This window comes from Hyphomonadaceae bacterium ML37, from assembly GCA_027627685.1.
Classification (GTDB): Bacteria; Pseudomonadota; Alphaproteobacteria; order Caulobacterales; family Maricaulaceae; genus Oceanicaulis.
The window spans coordinates 2,915,897-2,935,057 of the sequence record CP091241.1 but is presented as its reverse complement, the minus strand read 5'-3'; the positions used below and the strand labels follow the sequence as shown (position 1 = coordinate 2,935,057).

The 19,161-nt window shown below is 67.8% G+C and carries 22 protein-coding genes; 15 read left to right on the top strand and 7 right to left on the bottom strand.

All coding sequences use genetic code 11. The annotated features are described in order from the left end of the window. The first annotated feature begins 3 nt into the window (after positions 1 to 3). From L2D01_14500 to L2D01_14490, 3 genes are all read left to right on the top strand, one after another. Positions 4 to 390 (top strand): hypothetical protein, encoded by a 387-nt coding sequence (locus L2D01_14500; protein WBQ10082.1) that lies wholly within the window; start codon positions 4 to 6, stop codon positions 388 to 390. Positions 391 to 563: 173 nt separating this feature from the next. Next, the gene (locus tag L2D01_14495) at positions 564 to 737 is read left to right on the top strand and encodes a CsbD family protein (GenBank protein WBQ10081.1); all 174 of its coding nucleotides are present in this window, start codon (positions 564 to 566) and stop codon (positions 735 to 737) included. Between the two features lie 121 nt (positions 738 to 858). Continuing rightward, on the top strand, positions 859 to 1,014 hold the full coding sequence (locus tag L2D01_14490) for a DUF3309 domain-containing protein (GenBank protein WBQ10080.1): 156 nt from the start codon (positions 859 to 861) through the stop codon (positions 1,012 to 1,014). Positions 1,015 to 1,087: 73 nt separating this feature from the next. Here L2D01_14490 and L2D01_14485 read toward each other — a convergent pair whose 3' ends face one another. After that, on the bottom strand, positions 1,088 to 1,321 hold the full coding sequence (locus L2D01_14485; GenBank protein WBQ10079.1) for a hypothetical protein: 234 nt from the start codon (positions 1,319 to 1,321) through the stop codon (positions 1,088 to 1,090). Positions 1,322 to 1,492: 171 nt separating this feature from the next. On the opposite strand from L2D01_14485, the gene L2D01_14480 reads away from it, so the two are divergent. Next, positions 1,493 to 2,227 carry a Crp/Fnr family transcriptional regulator gene (locus L2D01_14480; GenBank protein ID WBQ10078.1) on the top strand — a complete coding sequence of 245 codons (735 nt, stop codon included), beginning with the start codon at positions 1,493 to 1,495 and terminating at the stop codon, positions 2,225 to 2,227. A 4-nt stretch (positions 2,228 to 2,231) separates the two neighbouring features. Here the strand turns inward: L2D01_14480 and L2D01_14475 are convergent, their stop codons facing one another. Beyond that, positions 2,232 to 2,573 (bottom strand): DUF2794 domain-containing protein, encoded by a 342-nt coding sequence (locus tag L2D01_14475; GenBank protein WBQ10077.1) that lies wholly within the window; start codon positions 2,571 to 2,573, stop codon positions 2,232 to 2,234. 328 nt (positions 2,574 to 2,901) lie between these two features. Between L2D01_14475 and L2D01_14470 the strand changes: the two genes are divergently transcribed. From L2D01_14470 to L2D01_14430, 9 genes are all read left to right on the top strand, one after another. Next, the gene (locus tag L2D01_14470; protein WBQ10076.1) at positions 2,902 to 3,657 is read left to right on the top strand and encodes an ABC transporter ATP-binding protein; all 756 of its coding nucleotides are present in this window, start codon (positions 2,902 to 2,904) and stop codon (positions 3,655 to 3,657) included. Further along, entirely contained in the window at positions 3,654 to 4,394 is a 741-nt protein-coding gene (locus tag L2D01_14465) for an ABC transporter permease (GenBank protein ID WBQ10075.1), read from the top strand. Before L2D01_14470 ends, L2D01_14465 begins: the two co-directional genes overlap by 4 nt. Continuing rightward, complete coding sequence (locus tag L2D01_14460) at positions 4,391 to 6,238, top strand: Gldg family protein (protein WBQ10074.1); 1,848 nt, start codon at positions 4,391 to 4,393, stop codon at positions 6,236 to 6,238. Before L2D01_14465 ends, L2D01_14460 begins: the two co-directional genes overlap by 4 nt. Next, positions 6,235 to 7,314 (top strand): DUF4340 domain-containing protein, encoded by a 1,080-nt coding sequence (locus L2D01_14455; protein WBQ10073.1) that lies wholly within the window; start codon positions 6,235 to 6,237, stop codon positions 7,312 to 7,314. Before L2D01_14460 ends, L2D01_14455 begins: the two co-directional genes overlap by 4 nt. Positions 7,315 to 7,577: 263 nt before the next feature. Beyond that, positions 7,578 to 9,443, top strand: a complete 1,866-nt coding sequence (locus L2D01_14450) for an ATP-binding protein (protein ID WBQ10072.1) — start codon at positions 7,578 to 7,580, stop codon at positions 9,441 to 9,443. Between the two features lie 25 nt (positions 9,444 to 9,468). Further along, positions 9,469 to 10,911, top strand: a complete 1,443-nt coding sequence (locus L2D01_14445) for an MFS transporter (protein WBQ10071.1) — start codon at positions 9,469 to 9,471, stop codon at positions 10,909 to 10,911. Positions 10,912 to 11,016: 105 nt separating this feature from the next. Beyond that, complete coding sequence (locus tag L2D01_14440) at positions 11,017 to 11,658, top strand: outer membrane beta-barrel protein (GenBank protein WBQ10070.1); 642 nt, start codon at positions 11,017 to 11,019, stop codon at positions 11,656 to 11,658. An 89-nt stretch (positions 11,659 to 11,747) separates the two neighbouring features. Further along, the gene (locus L2D01_14435) at positions 11,748 to 13,262 is read left to right on the top strand and encodes an NAD(P)/FAD-dependent oxidoreductase (GenBank protein ID WBQ10069.1); all 1,515 of its coding nucleotides are present in this window, start codon (positions 11,748 to 11,750) and stop codon (positions 13,260 to 13,262) included. A 121-nt stretch (positions 13,263 to 13,383) separates the two neighbouring features. Continuing rightward, a complete protein-coding gene (locus tag L2D01_14430; protein WBQ10068.1) occupies positions 13,384 to 14,277 on the top strand; it encodes an RNA polymerase factor sigma-32 in 894 nt (297 codons plus the stop codon). A 6-nt stretch (positions 14,278 to 14,283) separates the two neighbouring features. Here the strand turns inward: L2D01_14430 and L2D01_14425 are convergent, their stop codons facing one another. From L2D01_14425 to L2D01_14405, 5 genes are all read right to left on the bottom strand, one after another. Further along, positions 14,284 to 15,132, bottom strand: a complete 849-nt coding sequence (locus L2D01_14425) for an EamA family transporter (GenBank protein ID WBQ10067.1) — start codon at positions 15,130 to 15,132, stop codon at positions 14,284 to 14,286. Positions 15,133 to 15,226: 94 nt separating this feature from the next. Beyond that, on the bottom strand, positions 15,227 to 15,766 hold the full coding sequence (locus L2D01_14420) for a DUF3035 domain-containing protein (protein ID WBQ10066.1): 540 nt from the start codon (positions 15,764 to 15,766) through the stop codon (positions 15,227 to 15,229). Between the two features lie 92 nt (positions 15,767 to 15,858). Beyond that, positions 15,859 to 16,365 carry a signal peptidase II gene (gene lspA / locus L2D01_14415; GenBank protein ID WBQ10065.1) on the bottom strand — a complete coding sequence of 169 codons (507 nt, stop codon included), beginning with the start codon at positions 16,363 to 16,365 and terminating at the stop codon, positions 15,859 to 15,861. Positions 16,366 to 16,437: 72 nt separating this feature from the next. Further along, on the bottom strand, positions 16,438 to 17,370 hold the full coding sequence (locus L2D01_14410) for a bifunctional riboflavin kinase/FAD synthetase (GenBank protein ID WBQ10064.1): 933 nt from the start codon (positions 17,368 to 17,370) through the stop codon (positions 16,438 to 16,440). A gap of 8 nt (positions 17,371 to 17,378) precedes the next feature. Continuing rightward, on the bottom strand, positions 17,379 to 17,819 hold the full coding sequence (locus L2D01_14405) for a MaoC family dehydratase (GenBank protein WBQ10063.1): 441 nt from the start codon (positions 17,817 to 17,819) through the stop codon (positions 17,379 to 17,381). Positions 17,820 to 17,961: 142 nt separating this feature from the next. Between L2D01_14405 and L2D01_14400 the strand changes: the two genes are divergently transcribed. Together L2D01_14400 and L2D01_14395 are read left to right on the top strand one after the other, a co-directional pair. Further along, entirely contained in the window at positions 17,962 to 18,348 is a 387-nt protein-coding gene (locus tag L2D01_14400) for a response regulator (protein ID WBQ10062.1), read from the top strand. A gap of 81 nt (positions 18,349 to 18,429) precedes the next feature. After that, the gene (locus L2D01_14395) at positions 18,430 to 19,098 is read left to right on the top strand and encodes a protein phosphatase CheZ (protein ID WBQ10061.1); all 669 of its coding nucleotides are present in this window, start codon (positions 18,430 to 18,432) and stop codon (positions 19,096 to 19,098) included. Positions 19,099 to 19,161: the final 63 nt, after the last annotated feature.

Below are 19,161 nucleotides of genomic sequence, written 5' to 3'. Positions count from 1 at the left end.
GCCATGACGTTGCCGCTCCTCGCGCCTCTGCGCGACCTGATCGCCGGTCATGCCGGCAAGGCCGCGGAACAGGCTGCAGCATCGACCGCCACCGTGGCGCTCGGCGGGGTCGCGGCTGCCTTCCTGACAGCGGCGGGCGTGGTATCGCTCGCCGCCGTCATCGGGTTTGCTCTCGCCTCGCTGGCCTTCGCCGCCCTGTTCGTCCTGCTGGCGCTGGCCGTGCATCTGTACGCCCGTCAGCGCGCCAAGCGGCGCGCGGCCCAGATCGCGTCAGCCGAGAGCCGCGCTGTCGCCGACGCCGCCATGGCCAGCGCCGCGCTCAAGCTGGTGGTGCCCTTGCTGTCTGTGGCAGGCGGTATCGCCGCCGTCGTGATGGCGCGCCGGTCGTGATGACGGCCCGAAAGAATCGCCCGGCCCGGCCACGCCGGGCGGGAACGAAAACCCGCTGATGCACGTTAGCGTGATACCGGCGATGCCCGGTGAAGATGCCAACCGCTCAGGCCGTCTCCAGTTCAGATCCCTGGCCTGGTCCGGCGCTGACGATCAGGAAGAGGATGACGATCATGGGTGACGACCGCACCAAAGGAACCGCCAAGCAGGCCAAGGGCAATGTCAAGGAGACCGCCGGCAAGGTCACCGGAAACAAGAAGCTGGAATTTGAAGGCAAGGCCGACAAGGCCGCCGGCTCGGTCCAGAAGAATGTCGGCAAGGCCAAGGACGCGGCCCGCAAGGGTTAGACCCTGACGCCAGCCTGCCGCCCGGACGGGGCGCAGCCTGACCGAACGCCGCTAGGCGGGCGTCAGGCGCGCTCCGTTCAGCGCTTAATCGCCGGACCATTTTGAAGAAAAGGATAGCCTCATGCTTGGAACCATTCTGATTATCATCCTGATTCTCGCCCTGATCGGCGCGCTGCCGCGCTGGGGCCACAGCCGGTCCTGGGGCTACGCGCCCAGCGGCGGGGTCGGGGTCATTCTTGTGATCCTGATCATCCTGGTTCTGCTGGGCTATCTGTGACGCCATGATCGGCTGGCGCACCCCGGGGCGGACGGACAGGCCGCACGCCCCGGGGTCCCGGCGGACGTCGTCATCAGGGGCGGCGCACCGAATTGCCGCCGTCCAGAATGCTGTTGATCAGCGCGGCGACGGCGGCGTGGAGCGCGTCATGCTCGCCTGCGGGCGCTTCTTCATGGGCGGACGCCGCATCCTTGAGGATTCCGACAATTTCGGCCTCGGGCAGAATATTGCGGTCGTTCAGCGCCAGAAGCAGCGATTCACAGATCGCCAGCGCTGCCGTTCCGGGCACGTCGTGAGGTGTGGTCATGATGGGCGTCGCCTTCAAATGGGTAGCAAACAGTCCCGCACCGGTTTGCTGGAATGCGCCCCGATAATAGGGGGGTGCTGAGGTGCTGGACTTATACAGAGCAGCTTTAAGCCTTGTATTCTCAGCGGCCCGGACCGGCTGGCGTTCGCTTGCCGACCCAGGCTGGACGTCATGCCGTTGATCCAGCCCAGCCCGCTTACGCGAAAGCTGTCGGCTTTCGTCGCCTTGTCACAGACTGATCTGTCGACGCTGGCGCGCTTTGACCGGCGCCGCCGGACGTTTCTGGGCGGCCACCAGATGGTTCATGAGGGCCAGCGCAACGCGTCAGCGTTCATTCTGTCGGACGGCTGGGCGTGCTCGTACAAAATCCTGCCTGATGGCGAGCGCCAGATCGTCGACTTCCAGATCCCCGGCGATTTTCTCGGCCTGCGCAGCATCCTGTTTCGCACCTCCGATCACACCATTGAGGCCGTGACCCGGATCGAGGCGTCCGAAGTGCTGGCGTCAGGCATTTTCGACGCCTTCAGCAGCGCCCCGCGCCTGGCCGCCGCCGTGCTCTGGGCCGCCTCGCGCGATGAGGCGATGGTGGTTGAGCATCTGGTCAATCTGGGCCGGCGCTCGGCCGACATGCGCATGGCGCATTTCCTTCTGGAGCTGGCTACCCGGCTCAATCTGGTGGGCGTGGGCGACCGCACGGGCTTTGTCTGCCCGCTGACGCAATATCATCTGGCCGATGCACTGGGCCTGACCGCGGTCCATGTGAACCGCGTCCTGCGCCAATTGCGCGAGCAGGGTCTGGTCACCTTTCAGAAAGGGCGGGTCACCTTCCACGACTTCAACGCCCTGGTGACGCTGGCGGGCTTTGACACCGGCTATCTCGATCAGGAAGGACCGCTGCTGCGGTGAGGCCTTACTCCGTGCGCCAGGCGAGCTTTTTGAGCTGCCGGTCGAACACCGCCAGCACCGCCTCCAGCTCGTGGCCGCGTTTCAATATGGCGCCGCCCCCGCCCATGACTTTCCACGCGCCCTGACGGCGCGCATCGCCAGGCGTCTTGACGATGCGGTAGAGCGGAAAGTCTGCTGAATGGCGGAACACCGAAAACTCGGCGCGGTCCTTCAGCCCGTCTATGGCGTAGTCGCGCCACTCCCCGCCCGCGACCATCATTCCGTAGAGCCAGAGTATGCGGTCGAGCTCGGCGCGCTCGAACATGACCCTGTCATCGCGCGGCGCGGGCGGATTGAGTGGCGTCATGAAATCTTCCAATGCGATAATGGCGGCAAGCTTACAGACAATTCACGTTCCGCCGCAATCCGGCCATGATTTGGTCCTTGCGCAGCCTCACCACGCTCCCACCTTCAGTCCTGCCGGTTAGTGCGGTCAAGACCGCCGGGTCTGGATTCACAGCCCCCCCAGCCCCCCGGATCCGGAGGGTTCGCACTGACCGGTGCTTTACCTTCCATTATGGCGATTACGTCACCATCGCGCCCGACCACCCAAAGGCGCCGGAGCGGTGGCGCATGGCTGCGCCATGCGATATCGCTGGTGCGTCCCGGATTTCAGCAAAGCTTGCGGACGCCCAATGATCCTCGCCGACTCCCTGGTCAAAACCTTCGCCGGCAAAGCGGCGGTGGACCATGTCAGCTTCGAGGTCCGTCAGGGCGAGGTCCTCGGCTTTCTCGGCCCGAATGGCGCGGGCAAATCCACCACCATGCGCATGATCGCCGGCTGCCTCGAGCCCGATGGCGGCCGGGCGACGGTCGCCGGTTTCGACAGCGCGATGCAGCGCCGGCAGGCCCAGACCCAGCTGGGCTATCTGCCCGAGGGCGCGCCCGCCTACCCGGCCATGACCGCGCGCAGCTTCGTGCGCTTCTGTCTGAGGGCGCGCGGGTTTTCCGGCGCTGATCTGGACCAGGCCGCCGAGCGCGCGCTCGACCGCGCCAATCTGGGCGAAGCCGCAGAGAAGGCCATAGGAACCCTCTCCAAAGGCTACAAGCGCCGCGCGGCCCTGGCCGCCGCCATCGCCCATGACCCGCCCGTGCTGATTCTGGATGAACCCACCGACGGGCTCGATCCCAATCAGAAAGACGGCGTGCGCGCGCTCATCACCGCCATGGCGCCGGACAAGGCCATCATCATCTCCACCCATTTGCTGGACGAGGTGGAGGCGATCTGCACGCGCGCCATCATCATTGCAGACGGGCGTATTCTCGCCGACGGCACGCCGGCGGCTCTCGCCGCGCAAAGCCCGGATGGCGACATCCGTTCGGCCTTCCGCGACCTCACCTCGCTCAGCGGCGAGGCGATCTCCAGCCGGCGCCGCAGGCGCGCGCCATGACCGGTCTCAACGCCATCTACCGCCGCGAGCTGGCGGCCTATTTCCAGACGCCTCTGGCCTGGGTCTTCCTGACCGTGTTCGCCATCGCCGCGCCCAGCCTGACCTGGCAGACCGGGCGCCTGTTCGAAACCGGACGCGCCGATCTGGCGCCGCTGTTCGACTATCTGCCCTGGCTCCTTCTGGTGCTGATGCCGGCGCTCGCCATGCGCGCATGGGCCGAGGAGCGCGACCGCGGCACGCTGGAAACCCTGCTGGCGAGCCCCGTCGCCCTGTGGGAGGTGGCGGCGGGCAAGTTCCTGGCCGCCTGGACGGTGGCGGGTCTCGCGCTGGCGCTGACCTTTCCCTTGTGGATCGCCATCAACTGGCTGGGCTCGCCCGACAACGCCGCCACCGCCACGGCGTATTTCGGCGCATTGCTGCTGGCGGGCGGTTATCTCGCCATTGGCCAGGCGCTGTCGGCCACCACCACCAATCAGGTGATCGCGTTCGTGCTGGGCGCCGCGGCGTGCCTTCTGATCACGCTGGCCGGCCTGCCGCTGGTGCTGGATGCCATGTCGGCCTGGCTGCCGGGCGCGGCGGCCGAGGCGCTGGCTGAGCTGTCGGCCCTGTCGCGCTTTGAATCCCTGCGCCGCGGCGTCATCAGCCTGCCCGACATCGCCTATTTCCTCAGCCTGATCGTGCTGGGCCTGGCCTGCGCCATGACATTGATCGACGCACGCCGGGGAGGCGGGCGATGAGTGCGGGGCGTTTCATCGCGGTGATGATCGCCAGCCTGATCCTGGGCTTCGCCGGGTTGAACCTGTTCCTGCGCGCCACGCTGGAGGGCGTGCGCCTGGACCTGACCGAAAGCCAGCTCTACCGCCTGTCGCCGGGCGCGCTGGGCATGATTGACCGGCTCGACGAGCCGGTAAGCCTGACCTTGTATTATTCGCGCAGCGAGGCGGCGCAGTACCCGGCCGTGCGCGCCTATGGCGCGCGGGTGCGCGAGCTTTTGCGGACGCTGGTCGCCCGCTCGGGCGGGCGCCTGATCCTGCAGGAGATCGACCCCGCGCCCTTCTCGGCCGCCGAGGACGCCGCCATTGCCGCGGGCCTGTCGCCTCTGCCTACTGATGATGGCGGCCAGATTTTCTTCGGCCTGACCGCGCGCAACGCTATCGATGAAGCCCGGCGCATCGCCTTCTTCGATCCGCGCGACGAGGCGCGGCTGGAATACGAGATCGTGCGCGCCATCACAGAGCTGGAGCGTGCGCGCACGCCCGTCATCGCCATCGCCACCTCACTGCCGCTGGCGCCGGCCCGGGGCGGGACGGCGTCCAACCCGATCATCGCCGATCTGGCCGAAACCTATGAACTCATCTGGCTGGACGAGGCGTTTGACGCCATTCCGCCTGAAGCCGATGCGCTCTTCCTGATCCATCCCGAACCCCTGACCGACGCCCAGACCTATCTGGTGGACCAGTTCGTGCTGTCGCGCGGACGGGTGCTGGCGGCGGTGGACCCGCTTTCCCATGTCGCCCTCAAGCCCGGCCCGGACGGACTGCCGCCTTTGCGCGCCCGGCGGGAGTCGGACCTCGCAGGGCTCTTGTCCCATTGGGGCGTGATGTACGACGTCAACACCGTTGCCATGGACGCCGAGGCCGGCCTGCCGGTGCAGATTCAGGAGGCGGGCCGCACGCGCATGCGCGCCTACCCGCTCTGGTTCTCTGTGCCGCCTGCGGGCCTTGACCGTGATCTGCCGGCGGTGGCCGCCCTGTCGCGCGGAATCAATCTGGGTTCGCCTGGCGCGCTTTTGCCGGCGCCGGGCCTCGAAAGCCGCTTCTCGGCGCTGATCCTCACCGGGCCGGACGCGGCCCGGCTGGACGTGGACCGCGCCGCCGCCTCGCCCTCGCCCGAGGACCTTATGCGCGATTACGAGACCGCCGCCGACGCGCCGCTGGTGCTGGGCGCCCGGGTGTCAGGCCGCTTCGCCAGCGCCTTCCCCGATGGCCCGCCCGCGGGTGAGGGCGTGTTTGCGCCCGGCGATCATCTCGACCGCTCCGCCTTGGACGCCGAAATCGTCATTCTGGCGGACTCAGATCTGTTCGATCCGGCCTTCTTCCAGCGCAATGACCCGGTGCAGGGCCTGCAGGTCGTCGCTGACAATCTGGCCCTCGTGCTCAATCTCGCCGACTGGCTGGCGGGCGATCCGGCGCTGGTGGGGCTGCGCGCGCGGGCTAGCTCGGCCCGGCCCATGGTGCGCGTCGACCAGCTGCGCAGCGAGGCCGAAGCGCGCTACCTGACCCTGGAAGACCAGTTGCAGGCGAGCCTTCTGGATGCCGAAGCGCGCCTGGCGGAGCTCAGCCGCACCGGCCGCGCCTCGGCGCTGGGCGGGGCGGAGACCGCCGAGACCGTGGAGGCCGACGCCCTGCGCGCCACCATCGCCGACGCCCGCGCCCGCCTGCGCGAGATCGAGCGCGGCTTCCGGGTGGAGATCGACGCGCTGGAGCGCGCCCTGATGATCTGGACGCTGTGGATTCCGGCCGGCGGGGTGATCCTGGCCGGCGCCGGGTTCGGCCTCTACCGGCGCTGGAGGCGGCCATGATGCAAGCCGCTCCCGAAACGCAAACGCCCGAGGCGCCAGCACCGGCGACGCCGCCCCTGACCGCGCCCGCCCTGCGCCGCCGGCGTCAGGCGCTCGCCGCCGCGCTGACCGCCTCCGCTCTGGTGATCATCAGCGTGCTGGCCCTGTGGCGTGAAGCGGCCACCGGCGCGCCGCCGGGCGTGTCGGGACCCGTCGCGCCGGGCTGGGCGGATGAAGCGCCGCGCGCCGACCGGATCGAGATCATGAGCGCGGACGGCCAGTTCGTCCTGCAGCGCACGGCGGATGGCTGGATCATGCCCTCGCGCGGCGGATACGCCGTGCGCCCCGAACGCATCGCCGAGCTGGACGAGGCGCTGCGTGGCCTCACCTTCGCGCGCGCCCTGACCCGCGACCCGGACCGCTTCGAACGCCTGGGCGTGGATGACCCGGCCGAGGGCGGGGCGGGGGTGCGGCTCACTGTGCTGGACGCCGACGACCGGGTGCTGGTCTCGCTCATCGCCGGCGCCAGCCGGGGCGAGACGGGTCAATATGTGCGTCCTGACGCATCGCCGCGCGCCTTCGCCGCCGATGGCGCGCTGCCCGAGCTGGCCGATCCGGGACGCTGGCTGGGTCTCGATTTCTGGGATCTCGATCCCGGCACTGTGGCCCGCGCCGACATCCGTCCGGCCCGGGGTCCGGTCTACGCGCTCGCCCGCGAGGCGCCCACCGACCGTCATCACGCCCTGACCTCGCCAAGCGGCTGGCGCCTGATCACAGCGGGCGCGGCCAATGGCGTGGCCGCCGCCGGCGCCCGGCTGCGTTTTCGCGATGTGCGCCCGGACCAGACCCTGACCGGCGCCTTCACCGCCCGCCACTCCGGGGTCAGCTTTGACGGCCTCGCCTGGCGCTTCGATTTCCTGGCCGAAGGCGAGGAGCGCTGGGCCCGCATCGAGGTGCGCGCTCTGACCCCCGAAGCCGAAGCCCGCGCCGCCGAGCTCAATGCCCGGACCGAGGGCTGGGCGTTTCTGGTCAGCGCCGACGCGTATGAGCGCCTGACCCGGCCGCTGGCCGAGCTGGCCGAGCGCGGGGGTGGCTGAGGCCGGTGCTTCGCGGTGTTTCGGGGCGGCCGGCGGTCTGAACCGCCAAACGCGCCGCCACGACCCCAACGCCGCTGCTTTTGTCACATAAACGGCAGACTTTGACTCCATACACGCCGGTCATGACCGCACGCTATCCCCGCTCGGCCCGGCTCTCTATCCCCCGCGGCGATCTCCCGCTATCCGCCCCCCGGTCTCGCCCGCTATCCCCGCCCGCGCCGCCGGTCAGCGGAGCGTTAACGCTCTCATGGCATATCGGAATGATGAGCTCTGGACCCGCCCCTTCACCTGACGCCAGCACCGTTCTGGACGCCCTTGGCGAGATGGTCGTGGTGCGCGATGCGGACGGGCGCGTGGCCCGGGTCAACGCAGCGTTTCTGGCGGCCTTTGGCGGCCGCGCGGAAGACTGGGCCGGGCGCTGGTTCGCCGTGGCGCCGGGGTTGGGCGAGGCCGGACAGGCGCGCCGCTTTGATTCAGCCATGCAGACCCGCGCCGGGTCCCGTTTCATCGAATGGTCGCAGACCCCGCTGGCGGGCGGCGGCGCGGTGGCGCTGGGCCGCGATGTCACGGCGGAACGCCAGGCCCGCGCGGCGGCCAGCGAGGCGGCGCGCGGCAAGACGGTGTTCTTCGCTTCGGTCACCCATGAGCTGCGTACGCCTCTGGCCGGCGCGCTGGGGGCGGCGGACTTGTTGCGCGAGACCCGGCTGAAGCCTGACCAGCATGCGTATCTGGATGTGATCCGCGCCAGCACCGAGCATGCGCTCAAGCTGATCGACGACATTCTCGACCTGTCGCGCCTTGAGGCTGGCCAGCTGGCGCTGCGGCCCGAACCGGTCGATCTGCGCGCGCTGGTGGAGGATGCCTGCGAGCTACTGGCCCTGCGCGCCGCGCAAAAGGGCCTCACCCTTGATCATGTGATCCATCCACACGTGCCCGAACGCCTCCGCGCCGACCCGGCGCGGGTGCGCCAGATACTGTTCAATCTGGCCGGCAACGCGGTGAAATTCACCGCCACGGGCGGCGTTCTGGTGGAGGCCGATTATGTTGATGGGGCGGTGCGCCTCAGCGTGCGCGACACCGGGCCCGGGATCAGCGAGGCCGATCAGGCGCGATTATTCGAACAGTTTGAGCGCGGCGCCCAGGAAGGCTCCGGCGCGCCCGGCGCGGGGCTGGGTCTGGCCATGGTGCGCCGCCTGGTTCAGGCCGCCGGCGGCGATGTGGGCGTGGAATCGCGCCTCGGCGAGGGCGCTGTGTTCTGGTGCGCCTGGCCGTGCGAGCCCATCGAGCCGGCGCCCGCGGCCCGGCCCCTGCGCGGACGGACGGTTCTGATCGCGGCGCCGTCGCCGCTCCAGCGAGAAGCGCTGGCGGCTCAGGCCGCGGCGCTCGGCGCGAAGGTCGTCTGCGCCAGTGAGCCGCGTGAGGCCATGCGGCAAGCAGCGCGCCTGCGCGAGAACCTCACAGTGATCCTGAGCGAGCGTTGGGCGGCCGAAGCACGCGCCGTCAAGGCGGCTGCGCCGCGCGCGCGCCTGATGGCGCTGGCGCGGCCCCAGACGAAGGATTTGTTCAGCGCTGCGGCGCGTCCCGTCGGCTTTGACGGCTGGCTGGTGGCGCCTGTGCGCCTGGCGTCCCTGGCGGCTTTTGCAGCTGGCCATGATGCACCCGATGCCAAGCCTGACCGGCGTGAGCCTTCGCCGGTCCCCACCGCGGCATCTGCCCTCCGCGCCGGCCAGCCGCTCAAGGGCCTGTCGGTGATCCTGGCCGAGGATGATCCGGTCAACGCCCTGATTGCGCGCACGGTTCTGGGGCGTCTTGGAGCCGACGTCCTCCACGTGACCGATGGCAAGGCGGCGGTGGACGCCGCCGCCACCGGCGCCCATGATGCGGCGCTGCTGGACTTGCGCATGCCGGTGATGGACGGGCTGGCGGCCGCGCGCGCGATCCGCGCCCTGACCGGCGCCGGGGCCGGACTGCCGCTGGCCGCCCTCACCGCCAACGCCACTGAGGCCGACCGTCTGGCGTGTCTGGCTGCGGGCATGGACGCGTTTCTGGCCAAGCCGCTCAACGCCGATATGCTGGCCGACACCCTGACCGGCTTGTGCGCGCCCCAAAACCGCGCAAGGCTCGCCTGACGCCGCCAGTGAGACGCCAAAGCTGATGACTGACGCCTCAACCGACGCTTCCCTCTCCGGCGCTGAACCGCGCCTGACGCTGTGGCGGGCGCTGTCGAGCCTCGGCTGGCGGCGCGCCTGCGTGATGCTGCTTCTGGGCTTCGCCGCCGGCCTGCCGATTTTGCTCGTCTTTTCAACGCTTTCCGCGTGGCTGCGGATTGAGGGCGTATCGCGCACCGAGATCGGCTTTTTTGCCTGGGCGGGCCTCTCCTACACCTTGAAATTCATCTGGGCGCCGTTGGTCGACCGGCTGCCCTTGCCGTTTCTGGACACGCTTCTGGGCCGGCGGCGGTCCTGGATATTGTTCGCCCAGCTGATTGTGATCGCCGCGATCCTGCTGGCCGCCTCGGCGTCCCCCGCCGACGGTCTGGTGGTGATCGCCTTCGCCACGGTGATGATCGGCTTCGGCTCGGCCACCCAGGACATTGCGCTGGACGCCTGGCGCATCGACATCGCCGAGGACCGTCTTCAGGCGCTTTTGGTGGCGATCTATCAGTGGGGCTACCGGTTCGGGATGATCGCGGCGGGCGCCGGCGCGCTGGTGATGGCCGATTATGGCGGGTTTCCATTTGCTTACGGTGTTCTGGCAGGCTTGATGGGCATCGGCGTCGTGGGCGTTTTCCTGGCGCCGGAACCGGCCCGGCCACAGGCGCTGGGCGGTGGAGCCGAGGCCATTGAAGGGGCGGTGAAAGGCAATCCGCTGGGCCAGGCCGCCGCCTGGTTGTACTCCGCCGTGGTGGCGCCGTTCGTGGACTTCATCGTGCGCTATCGCTGGATTGCGCTTCTGATCCTCACCCTGATCGGGGCCTACCGGCTCAATGATTTCGTGCTCGGGTTCATGGCCTATCCCTTTTATGTGGACATGGGCTACACCCTGTCGGAAATAGCGGCGGTTTCAAAGATTTACGGCGTAGTCGCCATGCTGGCGGGCGCCATGCTGGCCGGCGTCGCGGCGACCCGGTACGGCGTTTATCCGGTGCTGCTCTTCGGGGCGATCATCAGCGTGGTGTCCACCTTCGCCTTCGTGTGGCTCGCCATGATCCAGCCCACCGAAGCCGTCACCACGCTGGACGGCGTCGCCTTCACCCCCTGGCCGCTCGAAAAAGACCCCTCCATCCTCTACCTCACCCTGGCGATTACCGTGGAGAACGTGGCGATCGGCTGGTCCGGCACTGCGCTCATCGCCTACATGTCGAGCCTGACCAACCGGGCGTTCTCGGCGACGCAATATGCCCTGTTCAGCTCCTTCTACGCCTTGCCGGGCAAGTTGTTCGGCGGGTTCTCAGGCATCATGGTGGACGGTCTGGGCTATGCCAGCTTCTTCGCCACCACCGCCCTGATCGGCGCGCCCGCCATTGTACTGGTGTGGATCGTCATGCGCTGGCGCGCCGCGCGCGAGGTGGCCAGCGCGCCCCCTCAGATCAGCTAGGCGACCGCCCTGCGGCAGCCTGACGCGCGGCGCCTTGTCCACTCCCCCGTCCGGCGTTGCGGGCGCAAGAAAGACCCTATTCCAAGTAAGGAAAAGGGGACTGCCATGAAATCCATGCTTGCCACCACCGCCGCCGTTCTGATCGCCGCCGGCGCGGCCGCACCCGCCGCGTTCGCCCAGGATAGCGACTGGATGTTCCGCGTCCGCGCGATCACCGTCATGCCGGACGAGGGCGCGGCCATCTCGCCTATCGGCGGGTCTGTGGATATCGCGACCTCGATCGTGCCCGAGTTCGACATCACCTATTTCCTGTCGGACCATCTGGCGCTTGAACTGATCCTGGGCGTGACCCCGCACGACGTGACCGCGGTCAACACGGCGCTGGGCGATGTCGAGCTGGGAGATGTCTGGCTACTGCCGCCGACGCTGACCCTGCAATACCACTTCAATCCGGGCGAGCAGATCCGGCCTTATGCCGGCGCCGGGGTGAACTTCACCCACTTCTTCAATTCCAGCCTGCCGTCCGCCTCGCCGCTGAATTCCATCAGCTATGATGACAGTTTGGGCTTCGCTCTGCAGGCCGGTGTCGACTACCAGATCAATGAGCGCTGGTTTTTGAACTTTGATATCAAGAAGATCTGGATCAGTACCGATGTGACCATTGATGCAGGCGCGCTGGGTCGCGTTACGGCGGATGTGGACATTGACCCCTGGGTCTTCGGCGTCGGCTTCGGCTGGCGCTACTGACGCCGTCTTCAGGCGCGCGTCCCCTTGCTTCCGGGAGGTGAACAGTGTTCACTTCCCGGAGTGCCAGTGTCCGGGAGACCGCTCGCGCCATGAAAACCGAACCCGCGCCCGGCGCGGACGAGCATCTGGACGTGCTGATCGTCGGGGCCGGCATTTCCGGCGTCGGCGCGGCCTGGCACATCCAGCACCGTTGCCCGGGGCGCACCTACGCCATATTCGAAGCGCGCGCGGCGATGGGCGGGACCTGGGATTTGTTCCGCTATCCCGGTATCCGCTCCGACAGCGACATGTACACGTTCGGCTACGCCTTTCGGCCCTGGGTGGACGGCAAGGTGTTCGCCGACGGGCCGGCCATTCGCAGCTACATCGAAGACACGGCGCGTGAAGCCGGCATTGACCGCCATATCCGCTTTGGACGCCGGGTGGTGTCGGCGCGCTGGGACAGTCCTACGGCGCGCTGGACCGTCGAGGCGGAGGGCCCGGACGGGCGCGAGATCGTGACCGCGCGCTTCCTGATGCTGTGTTCGGGATATTACCGGTATGACCATGGCTATATGCCGGAATTTGAAGGCCTTGAGGATTTCACCGGCCGGGTGATCCACCCCCAGCTCTGGCGCGAAGGCACCCGGTTCGCCGGCCAGCGGGTGGTGGTGATCGGATCAGGGGCCACCGCGGTTACGCTGGTCCCCGCCATGGCCGACGAGGCCGCCCACGTCACCATGCTGCAGCGCTCGCCCAGCTATATCGCCGGGCGTCCTCAACACGACGCCATCGCCGACGCCCTGCGCAAAGTCCTGCCGGGCGGGATCGCCTATGGGATCACGCGCTACAAGAATATCGCCCTGGCCATGGTGTTCTTTCAGCTGGCGCGGCGCTGGCCGGACTTCGTGCGCAAGGGTGTGCTCAAGCAGATCCGCGCCGAGCTGGGCGAGGATTTTGACGTCGAGCGCCATTTCTCGCCGCGCTATAACCCGTGGGATCAGCGCTTCTGCCTGGCCCCGGAAGGCGATTTCTTCCAGGCGCTCAAGTCCGGCCGCGCCAGCATCGTCACCGACGAGATCGACCGGTTCACGCCTGATGGCATCCGCCTGAAATCGGGTGAAGAGATCAAGGCCGATCTGGTGATCCCGGCCACCGGGCTCGAGATGCAGGTGGGCGGCGCCATTGAGATATCGATTGATGGCCGGCCCTTCGTGCCGTCAGAAACCATCACCTATCGCGGCATGATGCTGTCGGGCGTGCCCAATGCAGCGATGGCGTTCGGCTACACCAACGCCAGCTGGACGCTGAAGATCGACCTGACGTGCGAGCGTGTGTGCCGCCTGTTGAACCACATGGCTCGCACGGGCGATGATTACTGCGTGCCCGTCCCGCCAGAGGATCTGGAGACGCTGCCGCTTCTGGATTTCTCCTCGGGTTATGTGCAACGGGCCTTGCCCGGCTTGCCGCGTCAGGGCGCTCATACGCCCTGGAAAACGCACCAGAATTACCTCCAGGACATGCTGTCGATCCGGTATGGGCGGCTGGAGGACGGGCATCTGCAATTTGGCAAGGCCGCAGGTGCGCACGCCGGCGCGGCGCTGGCGCCCGCCGCCGCGCGCTGATCTGCGCCATCCTGACGCAGGCGTGGCCAAATTGCGGCGCCCGTGTGATCCGCGCCCGTGTGAGGCGCGTACAGATGGCACGAATACAGACAATCGCGAGCCGCTATGAAAGGCGCCAGCCATGACCACGCGCGTTGCTCCTTCCAGATCCGTCGACCCTGATCGCCGCTATCTCAAGCGGGCCATGGCGACCCCTCTGCTTGAACGCGAGGAGGAGCTGGCGCTCGCCACCGCATGGCGTGAAGAGGGCGACGAGGCTGCGCTGCACAAGCTCACCAGCGCCTATATGCGCCTGGTCGTCGCTGTGGCGGCCAAGTTCCGCCATTACGGCTTGCCGTTTCCGGATCTGGTCTCTGAAGGCAATATCGGCCTGATGCAGGCGGCTGCGCGCTTCGAGCCGGAGCGGGGCGTGCGCTTTTCCACCTATGCCAGCTGGTGGATCCGTTCCTCCATCCAGGACTATGTCCTGCGCAACTGGTCCATCGTGCGCACCGGCACCACGGCGGCCCAGAAATCGCTGTTCTTCAATCTGCGCCGCCTGCGCGCCCTGATCCGCGATGTCAGCTCCGGCGCCCTGACGCCGGAAAACCGGGCCTATGTGGCCCAGGCGCTGAAGGTCGGCGAGGATGATGTGGAGCAGATGGCCTCGCGCCTGGCGGCTGTGGACCGCTCGCTCAACGCCCCGTTTGGCGAGGATGGCGAGGGCGAGTGGCAGGATTTGCTGGCCAGCGACGCGCCCAGCCCTGAAGCCTCCGTCATGGAAAGCCGCGACACCGCCAAGCGCAGCGAATGGCTGGGCGCGGCCATGGACCGGCTGAACGCCCGCGAGCAGTTGATCATACGCGAGCGCCGCCTGCGTGAGGATAGCGTGACCCTGGAACAGCTGGGCGAGCGTCTGGGCATCTCCAAGGAGCGCGTACGCCAGATCGAGCACCATGCCCTCTCCAAGCTCCGCAAGGCGCTGGTGGAGCAGGTGGGCGACCCGGCCGAGGCCGGGCTGATCCCGATGGCCTGAGGCCCATCAGCCCACGTGCAGCAGGGCCAGTGCGCCGACCAGCGCGGCCGCCAGCAGCGCCCGGCGCACGCCGAACGGCTCTTTCAGCACCAGGGCGGCGAGGATGGCGCCGAACACGATGGACGTCTCACGCACCGCCGCCACGGGCGCGACCGGCGCCATGGACAGGGCGTAGAGGGCCAGCCCGTACGTGGTGATGTTGAACAGCGATGACAGGGCGGCGCGGCGGAGTTCCGGGCGCGCCTGAACCACGAAGCGCCGCCCGCGCCGGATCACGGCCGTGGCGGTCAGGGTCGCGGCGCTGAGGACGAAGAACCAGGCCAGATAGCTCAAGGTGGACCCGGCGGCGCGCACGCCTGACGCGTCATTGACCGTGTAGCTGGCCGTCATCACGGCGGCCGACAGGGCGAACGCCAGCGCCGCCGCCTTGGGCGCGCCGCCGCGCTCGGGCCAGGCGAAGGCGACCAGCGCTGCAGACGCCAGCGCCAGCCCGGCCATCGAGAGCGGGCTCAAGGGCTCGTTGAGGACGATCACAGCGAACAGGCCCGCCAGCGCCGGCGCCGCGCCGCGCATGACCGGATAGACCAGATTCATCTGGCCGCGCGTCATGGCGGAGATCATCAGCATGTTGAACGCCCAGATGATCACCGCGCCCAGCAGCAGAAAGCGCCAGGCCTCCCAGGGCGGGAAGGGCGCCAGCACGAGCACCGGGATCATGAGGCTGGCGCAGATCGACATGGTCACGGCGCGGAACACCAGCATGTCGCGCGCCTGCTTGGTGAACAGGGTCATGCCGGAGTGGGCCATCGCCGAGCCGAGCGCCGCCAGCAGCGCGATCAGCGGCGTCTCGCTCATGTGATTTTGTCGGTGATCAGGCCTTCCCTGAACGCAAACGGCCCCGCACAGGGCGGGGCCGTTATCGCGTCAGCGCTCGAAAGCACGAGCGCCCTTACAGGCCGGGAAGCTTGGGACGCACCCGGCGGCGTTCGCGGGTGATCTCCACCTGGCCGCCGCCTGTCACGGCGGCAGCGCGGGTTAGTTCGTCTTCATAGTCGACCGGGTCGCCGCCATGCTGCTCAAGGCGGTCATTGTCGCGCCAGAACAGGATGCGGTCGGCGATGCTGGGCGGCTGGCGGACAATGGCGGCGGTTTCGCCGTCGATCAGCGCGCGCACATCCGGAATGGCGTCCGCAGCGCCGGCGCGCTGGGCGAACATGATCTCGGCATCGGTGGCGTCAGACGCCGCCATGTCGCCAAACAGGGCGCGGCGCGCGGCCTGGTCCTGGAAAATATCTTCGGGGCGCAGCTCGCCCGGACGCGGCGGACGCAGATTGAACTCCGGCGGCACGGTCAGCGGCGCGATGGTCACGGTGCGGAACTCGTCGGGCACGGTCTTGTCCGCGCCCAGCGCCTGACGGACGCCTGACGTGCAGGCCGAGGCGCCGAACAGGGCCGCGGCCGCAATGATAAGGGCAGTGCGCATGTGCATGGCGGTTACGCTCTTTCTCAGTTTTCAGTGCGGTCTCACCCGCGTTTGTAACAGAGCCGGGGCGGCTATGGCCAGTGCGCCCGGCGCCCGGTCTAGCGCTTGCGATCATTCAGCAGGAGATCGATGAGCATCACCACGACTCCGATGGAGATCGCGGCGTCGGCGACATTGAACACGAAGGGGAAATACAGCCCCGAAAAATCGAGGAAATCTGCGACTGCGCCATAGGCGAGCCGGTCGATGACATTGCCGATGGCGCCGCCGATGATCAGGCCGAAAGCGCCCGCCTGCAGCGCGCGCTCGGCGCGCATCATCCAGACGGCCAGGAAGCCGGCCACGGCCAGCGACACCGCCACCAGGATCAGGCGCTGCCACAGGCTGTCGGCGGCGAACAGGCCAAAGCTGATCCCGCGATTCCACACCATGGTCAGATTGAACCAGGGCGGCAGCACCAGAATCTGGCCCGCCTCGGGAAGCCCGGACGCATAGAGGATCCAGGCCTTGGACGCCTGATCGGCGGCCAGGACGGCGATCACCGTCAACAGCCCGATCAGGACTGGCGCCGAAAAAGTCCGGCGTCGCGCGAACATGAACTTCATGCGCCTGTCGTCCTCCTCCCCCGCCCCATGTTGGCTAGCAGGCCCGGGCGCTGCGGTCCAGTGACAGAGCGCTCATGCGCCCAGCAACCGGCGGGCCGTCTCACAATCTTCGGCGATCTGCGCCTTCAAGGCATCCAGCCCGTCAAACCGCTGCTCCGGGCGCAGGAAAGCCACCAGCGCGCAGGAGATGCGCCGTCCGTACAGGTCCGCGCTGACATCGAACAAATGGGCTTCCAGCCGCGCCTGCGTCCCGTCCACGGTGGGGCGGCGCCCGATATTGGCGACGCCAGGTATCGCTTCGCCGGCGCCCAGATCGACGCGCACGGCGTAAACGCCGAACGCCGGGCGGACATACTCGCCCAGCGCCACATTCGCGGTGGGAAAGCCCAGCGTGCGCCCGCGCTGATCGCCCTGGCTGACCACGCCCTCGATGGCGAAGGGCCGCCCGAGCAGAGCCGCTGCGCGCTCCGGATCGCCTGCCCGCAAGGCCTGGCGCACATCGGAGGAAGAGATTTTGCCCGCTTGCCCCTGCGTGCTCACCGGCCGGGCGATGGCGACCGTCAGGCCCCGCGCCGCCCCCAGGTCCTGAAGCGCCTGCGCATTGCCTGACCGGTCCTTGCCGAAGCAGAAATCAGCGCCCGTTACCACGCCCGTCAGGCCCAGGCCGTTATCGAGCACCTCGGCCACGAAGCGTTCCGGCGTCATCGCCGCCAGGGCACGGTCAAACGGAATGTGATGGACCAGCGCCGCGCCCGCTTCGCCCAGCGCCCGTACCCGCTGGGCGTCGGTCATCAGAGCAAAGGGCTCGCTGTCCGGCTGGAACACGCGGCGGGGATGCGGGGTGAACACGGCGGCGGCGGCCGGCGCGTCGAGCGTGCGCGCCAGATCCGCGGCCTGCGCCATCACCGCCTGATGGCCCAGATGCACACCGTCGAAATTGCCCAATGCCGCCACGGCGCCGCGGGCGGCGCCGGGCAGGCCGGTATAGCCATGGAAAATCTGCATCAGGCCGGTCAGGCGCTGGCCGGCCGGCGCTTGCGCACCACGACCTCGGCGTCGGCCTCCATGCAGGTCTGGCCGTCCACTTCGCATACGCAGGCGAGCTTCACCTTACGGGCCTTGACGTCGATTTCCACCACTGTGGCGCGCGCCACCACCGTGTCGCCGATGCGCACAGGGCGTTCAAACCGCATGGTCATACCGGCGAACACAGCGCCCGGGCCGGGCAGATGATTGCCCAGCACGCAGGAAATGAAGCTCGCCACCAGCGCGCCATGGGCGATCCGCCCGCGGAAAGGCGAGCGCGCGGCATACGCCTCATCCATGTGCAAGGGATTGAAATCGCCTGACACTTCAGCGAAGCGCCGCACTGTGTCCTCATCCACCAGACGCGATATCTCCGCTGTCTGGCCGATTACGAGTTCGTTGATCCCAAAGCCTTCGCCGCCGGTCATGCGTGTGCGCCCCTTTTTGGTCTGGCGCGGTGTTTAACCGAAATTTGATTGCACTTGTCTAGCTTTGTTTGCGCGTGGGGCGTTCATGGACATCAGTCCGGTCGCCTCCTGCGCGCGTCGAAACAGGTGGGAGGGTGGTCAGATGGCTGTTGAGATGAACATGCCGATCCTGGTGGTGGACGATTACAAGACCATGGTGCGCATCATCCGCAATCTGCTCAAGCAGATCGGATTTGAGAATGTGGACGAGGCCAGCGATGGCGCCGAAGCGTTCGAGATGATGAAAAAGCGCAAATACGGGCTGGTGATCTCCGACTGGAATATGGAGCCGGTGACCGGCTACGAGCTGCTTCAGAATGTGCGGGCGGACGACACGGTGAAATCCACCCCGTTCATCATGATCACGGCTGAATCCAAGACCGAGAATGTGATCGCCGCGAAGAAGGCCGGGGTAAACAACTATATCGTCAAGCCGTTCAACGCCGGCACGCTGAAGGCCAAGATGGCCGCCGTGATCGGTGATTTCTGAACGGCTGCATTTAAATTGAGGGCCCGTCACAGCGCGGTCAACGCGCGACAGGGCCCGAGCGTTACGAGGGAAGGATAGTCCATGCCTGCAGCCGAGGTCGCCGCGCGCGTGCGCGAATCCCTCCGGTCGGTGAAAGCCGCCGATCTCAAGGACGCCCAGCTGATGGAGGTGCTGCGTCTGGCGCAGCAGCTGACCGACACCATGCAGATGTTCTTCGGGTCGCTGGATCAGTCGATCCATGCCGAATTCAACGATATCGCCGCCTATATTGCCCGCACCCGCGACGAGATCGCCCAGCTGCGCCCGAACGATATTCGCGAGCAGCGCATCCCGGTCGCCGGCGCCGAGCTGGAAGCGGTGGTCGGAGACACCGAACGCGCCACCGAGTCGATCATGTCAGAAGCCGAGGCGGTCATGGCGCTCGGCAGCGGCGATTCCACCACCTACAAGGCCGAGGTCGACGCAGCGATGACGCGGATCATTGAGGCGTGTGCGTTTCAGGACCTCGCAGGGCAGCGCGTCTCCAAAGTGGTGACGTCCCTGCGCCATATCGAACAGCGCGTGGCCCGCTTCGCCGCCACCATGGGCGTGCGGGACGCCGAGGCCAGCGAGGACGAGCGTGCCGAGACCGACCGCCGCCAGAAGCTGCATCTCAACGGTCCGGCCCTGGGCGGGCCGGAGACCGGCCAGGACGATGTCGACGCGTTGATGGGCATGGACCAGGACGCCATCGACGCCCTGTTCGACTAAAACCTCCAAGGATCATCCGGGCTGAACACAGGCCCGGCGCGTCAAGGCGCCGGCCTCTGCTAT

What these genes read in the sequence shown, in the direction of transcription:
- L2D01_14500 (WBQ10082.1), top strand. Translation starts at nt 4, where the DNA reads ATGACGTTGCCGCTCCTCGCGCCTCTGCGCGACCTGATCGCCGGTCAT.
- L2D01_14495 (WBQ10081.1), top strand. Translation starts at nt 564, where the DNA reads ATGGGTGACGACCGCACCAAAGGAACCGCCAAGCAGGCCAAGGGCAAT.
- L2D01_14490 (WBQ10080.1), top strand. Translation starts at nt 859, where the DNA reads ATGCTTGGAACCATTCTGATTATCATCCTGATTCTCGCCCTGATCGGC.
- L2D01_14485 (WBQ10079.1), bottom strand. Translation starts at nt 1,321, where the DNA reads ATGACCACACCTCACGACGTGCCCGGAACGGCAGCGCTGGCGATCTGT.
- L2D01_14480 (WBQ10078.1), top strand. Translation starts at nt 1,493, where the DNA reads ATGCCGTTGATCCAGCCCAGCCCGCTTACGCGAAAGCTGTCGGCTTTC.
- L2D01_14475 (WBQ10077.1), bottom strand. Translation starts at nt 2,573, where the DNA reads ATGACGCCACTCAATCCGCCCGCGCCGCGCGATGACAGGGTCATGTTC.
- L2D01_14470 (WBQ10076.1), top strand. Translation starts at nt 2,902, where the DNA reads ATGATCCTCGCCGACTCCCTGGTCAAAACCTTCGCCGGCAAAGCGGCG.
- L2D01_14465 (WBQ10075.1), top strand. Translation starts at nt 3,654, where the DNA reads ATGACCGGTCTCAACGCCATCTACCGCCGCGAGCTGGCGGCCTATTTC.
- L2D01_14460 (WBQ10074.1), top strand. Translation starts at nt 4,391, where the DNA reads ATGAGTGCGGGGCGTTTCATCGCGGTGATGATCGCCAGCCTGATCCTG.
- L2D01_14455 (WBQ10073.1), top strand. Translation starts at nt 6,235, where the DNA reads ATGATGCAAGCCGCTCCCGAAACGCAAACGCCCGAGGCGCCAGCACCG.
- L2D01_14450 (WBQ10072.1), top strand. Translation starts at nt 7,578, where the DNA reads ATGAGCTCTGGACCCGCCCCTTCACCTGACGCCAGCACCGTTCTGGAC.
- L2D01_14445 (WBQ10071.1), top strand. Translation starts at nt 9,469, where the DNA reads ATGACTGACGCCTCAACCGACGCTTCCCTCTCCGGCGCTGAACCGCGC.
- L2D01_14440 (WBQ10070.1), top strand. Translation starts at nt 11,017, where the DNA reads ATGAAATCCATGCTTGCCACCACCGCCGCCGTTCTGATCGCCGCCGGC.
- L2D01_14435 (WBQ10069.1), top strand. Translation starts at nt 11,748, where the DNA reads ATGAAAACCGAACCCGCGCCCGGCGCGGACGAGCATCTGGACGTGCTG.
- L2D01_14430 (WBQ10068.1), top strand. Translation starts at nt 13,384, where the DNA reads ATGACCACGCGCGTTGCTCCTTCCAGATCCGTCGACCCTGATCGCCGC.
- L2D01_14425 (WBQ10067.1), bottom strand. Translation starts at nt 15,132, where the DNA reads ATGAGCGAGACGCCGCTGATCGCGCTGCTGGCGGCGCTCGGCTCGGCG.
- L2D01_14420 (WBQ10066.1), bottom strand. Translation starts at nt 15,766, where the DNA reads ATGCACATGCGCACTGCCCTTATCATTGCGGCCGCGGCCCTGTTCGGC.
- lspA (WBQ10065.1), bottom strand. Translation starts at nt 16,365, where the DNA reads ATGAAGTTCATGTTCGCGCGACGCCGGACTTTTTCGGCGCCAGTCCTG.
- L2D01_14410 (WBQ10064.1), bottom strand. Translation starts at nt 17,370, where the DNA reads ATGCAGATTTTCCATGGCTATACCGGCCTGCCCGGCGCCGCCCGCGGC.
- L2D01_14405 (WBQ10063.1), bottom strand. Translation starts at nt 17,819, where the DNA reads ATGACCGGCGGCGAAGGCTTTGGGATCAACGAACTCGTAATCGGCCAG.
- L2D01_14400 (WBQ10062.1), top strand. Translation starts at nt 17,962, where the DNA reads ATGGCTGTTGAGATGAACATGCCGATCCTGGTGGTGGACGATTACAAG.
- L2D01_14395 (WBQ10061.1), top strand. Translation starts at nt 18,430, where the DNA reads ATGCCTGCAGCCGAGGTCGCCGCGCGCGTGCGCGAATCCCTCCGGTCG.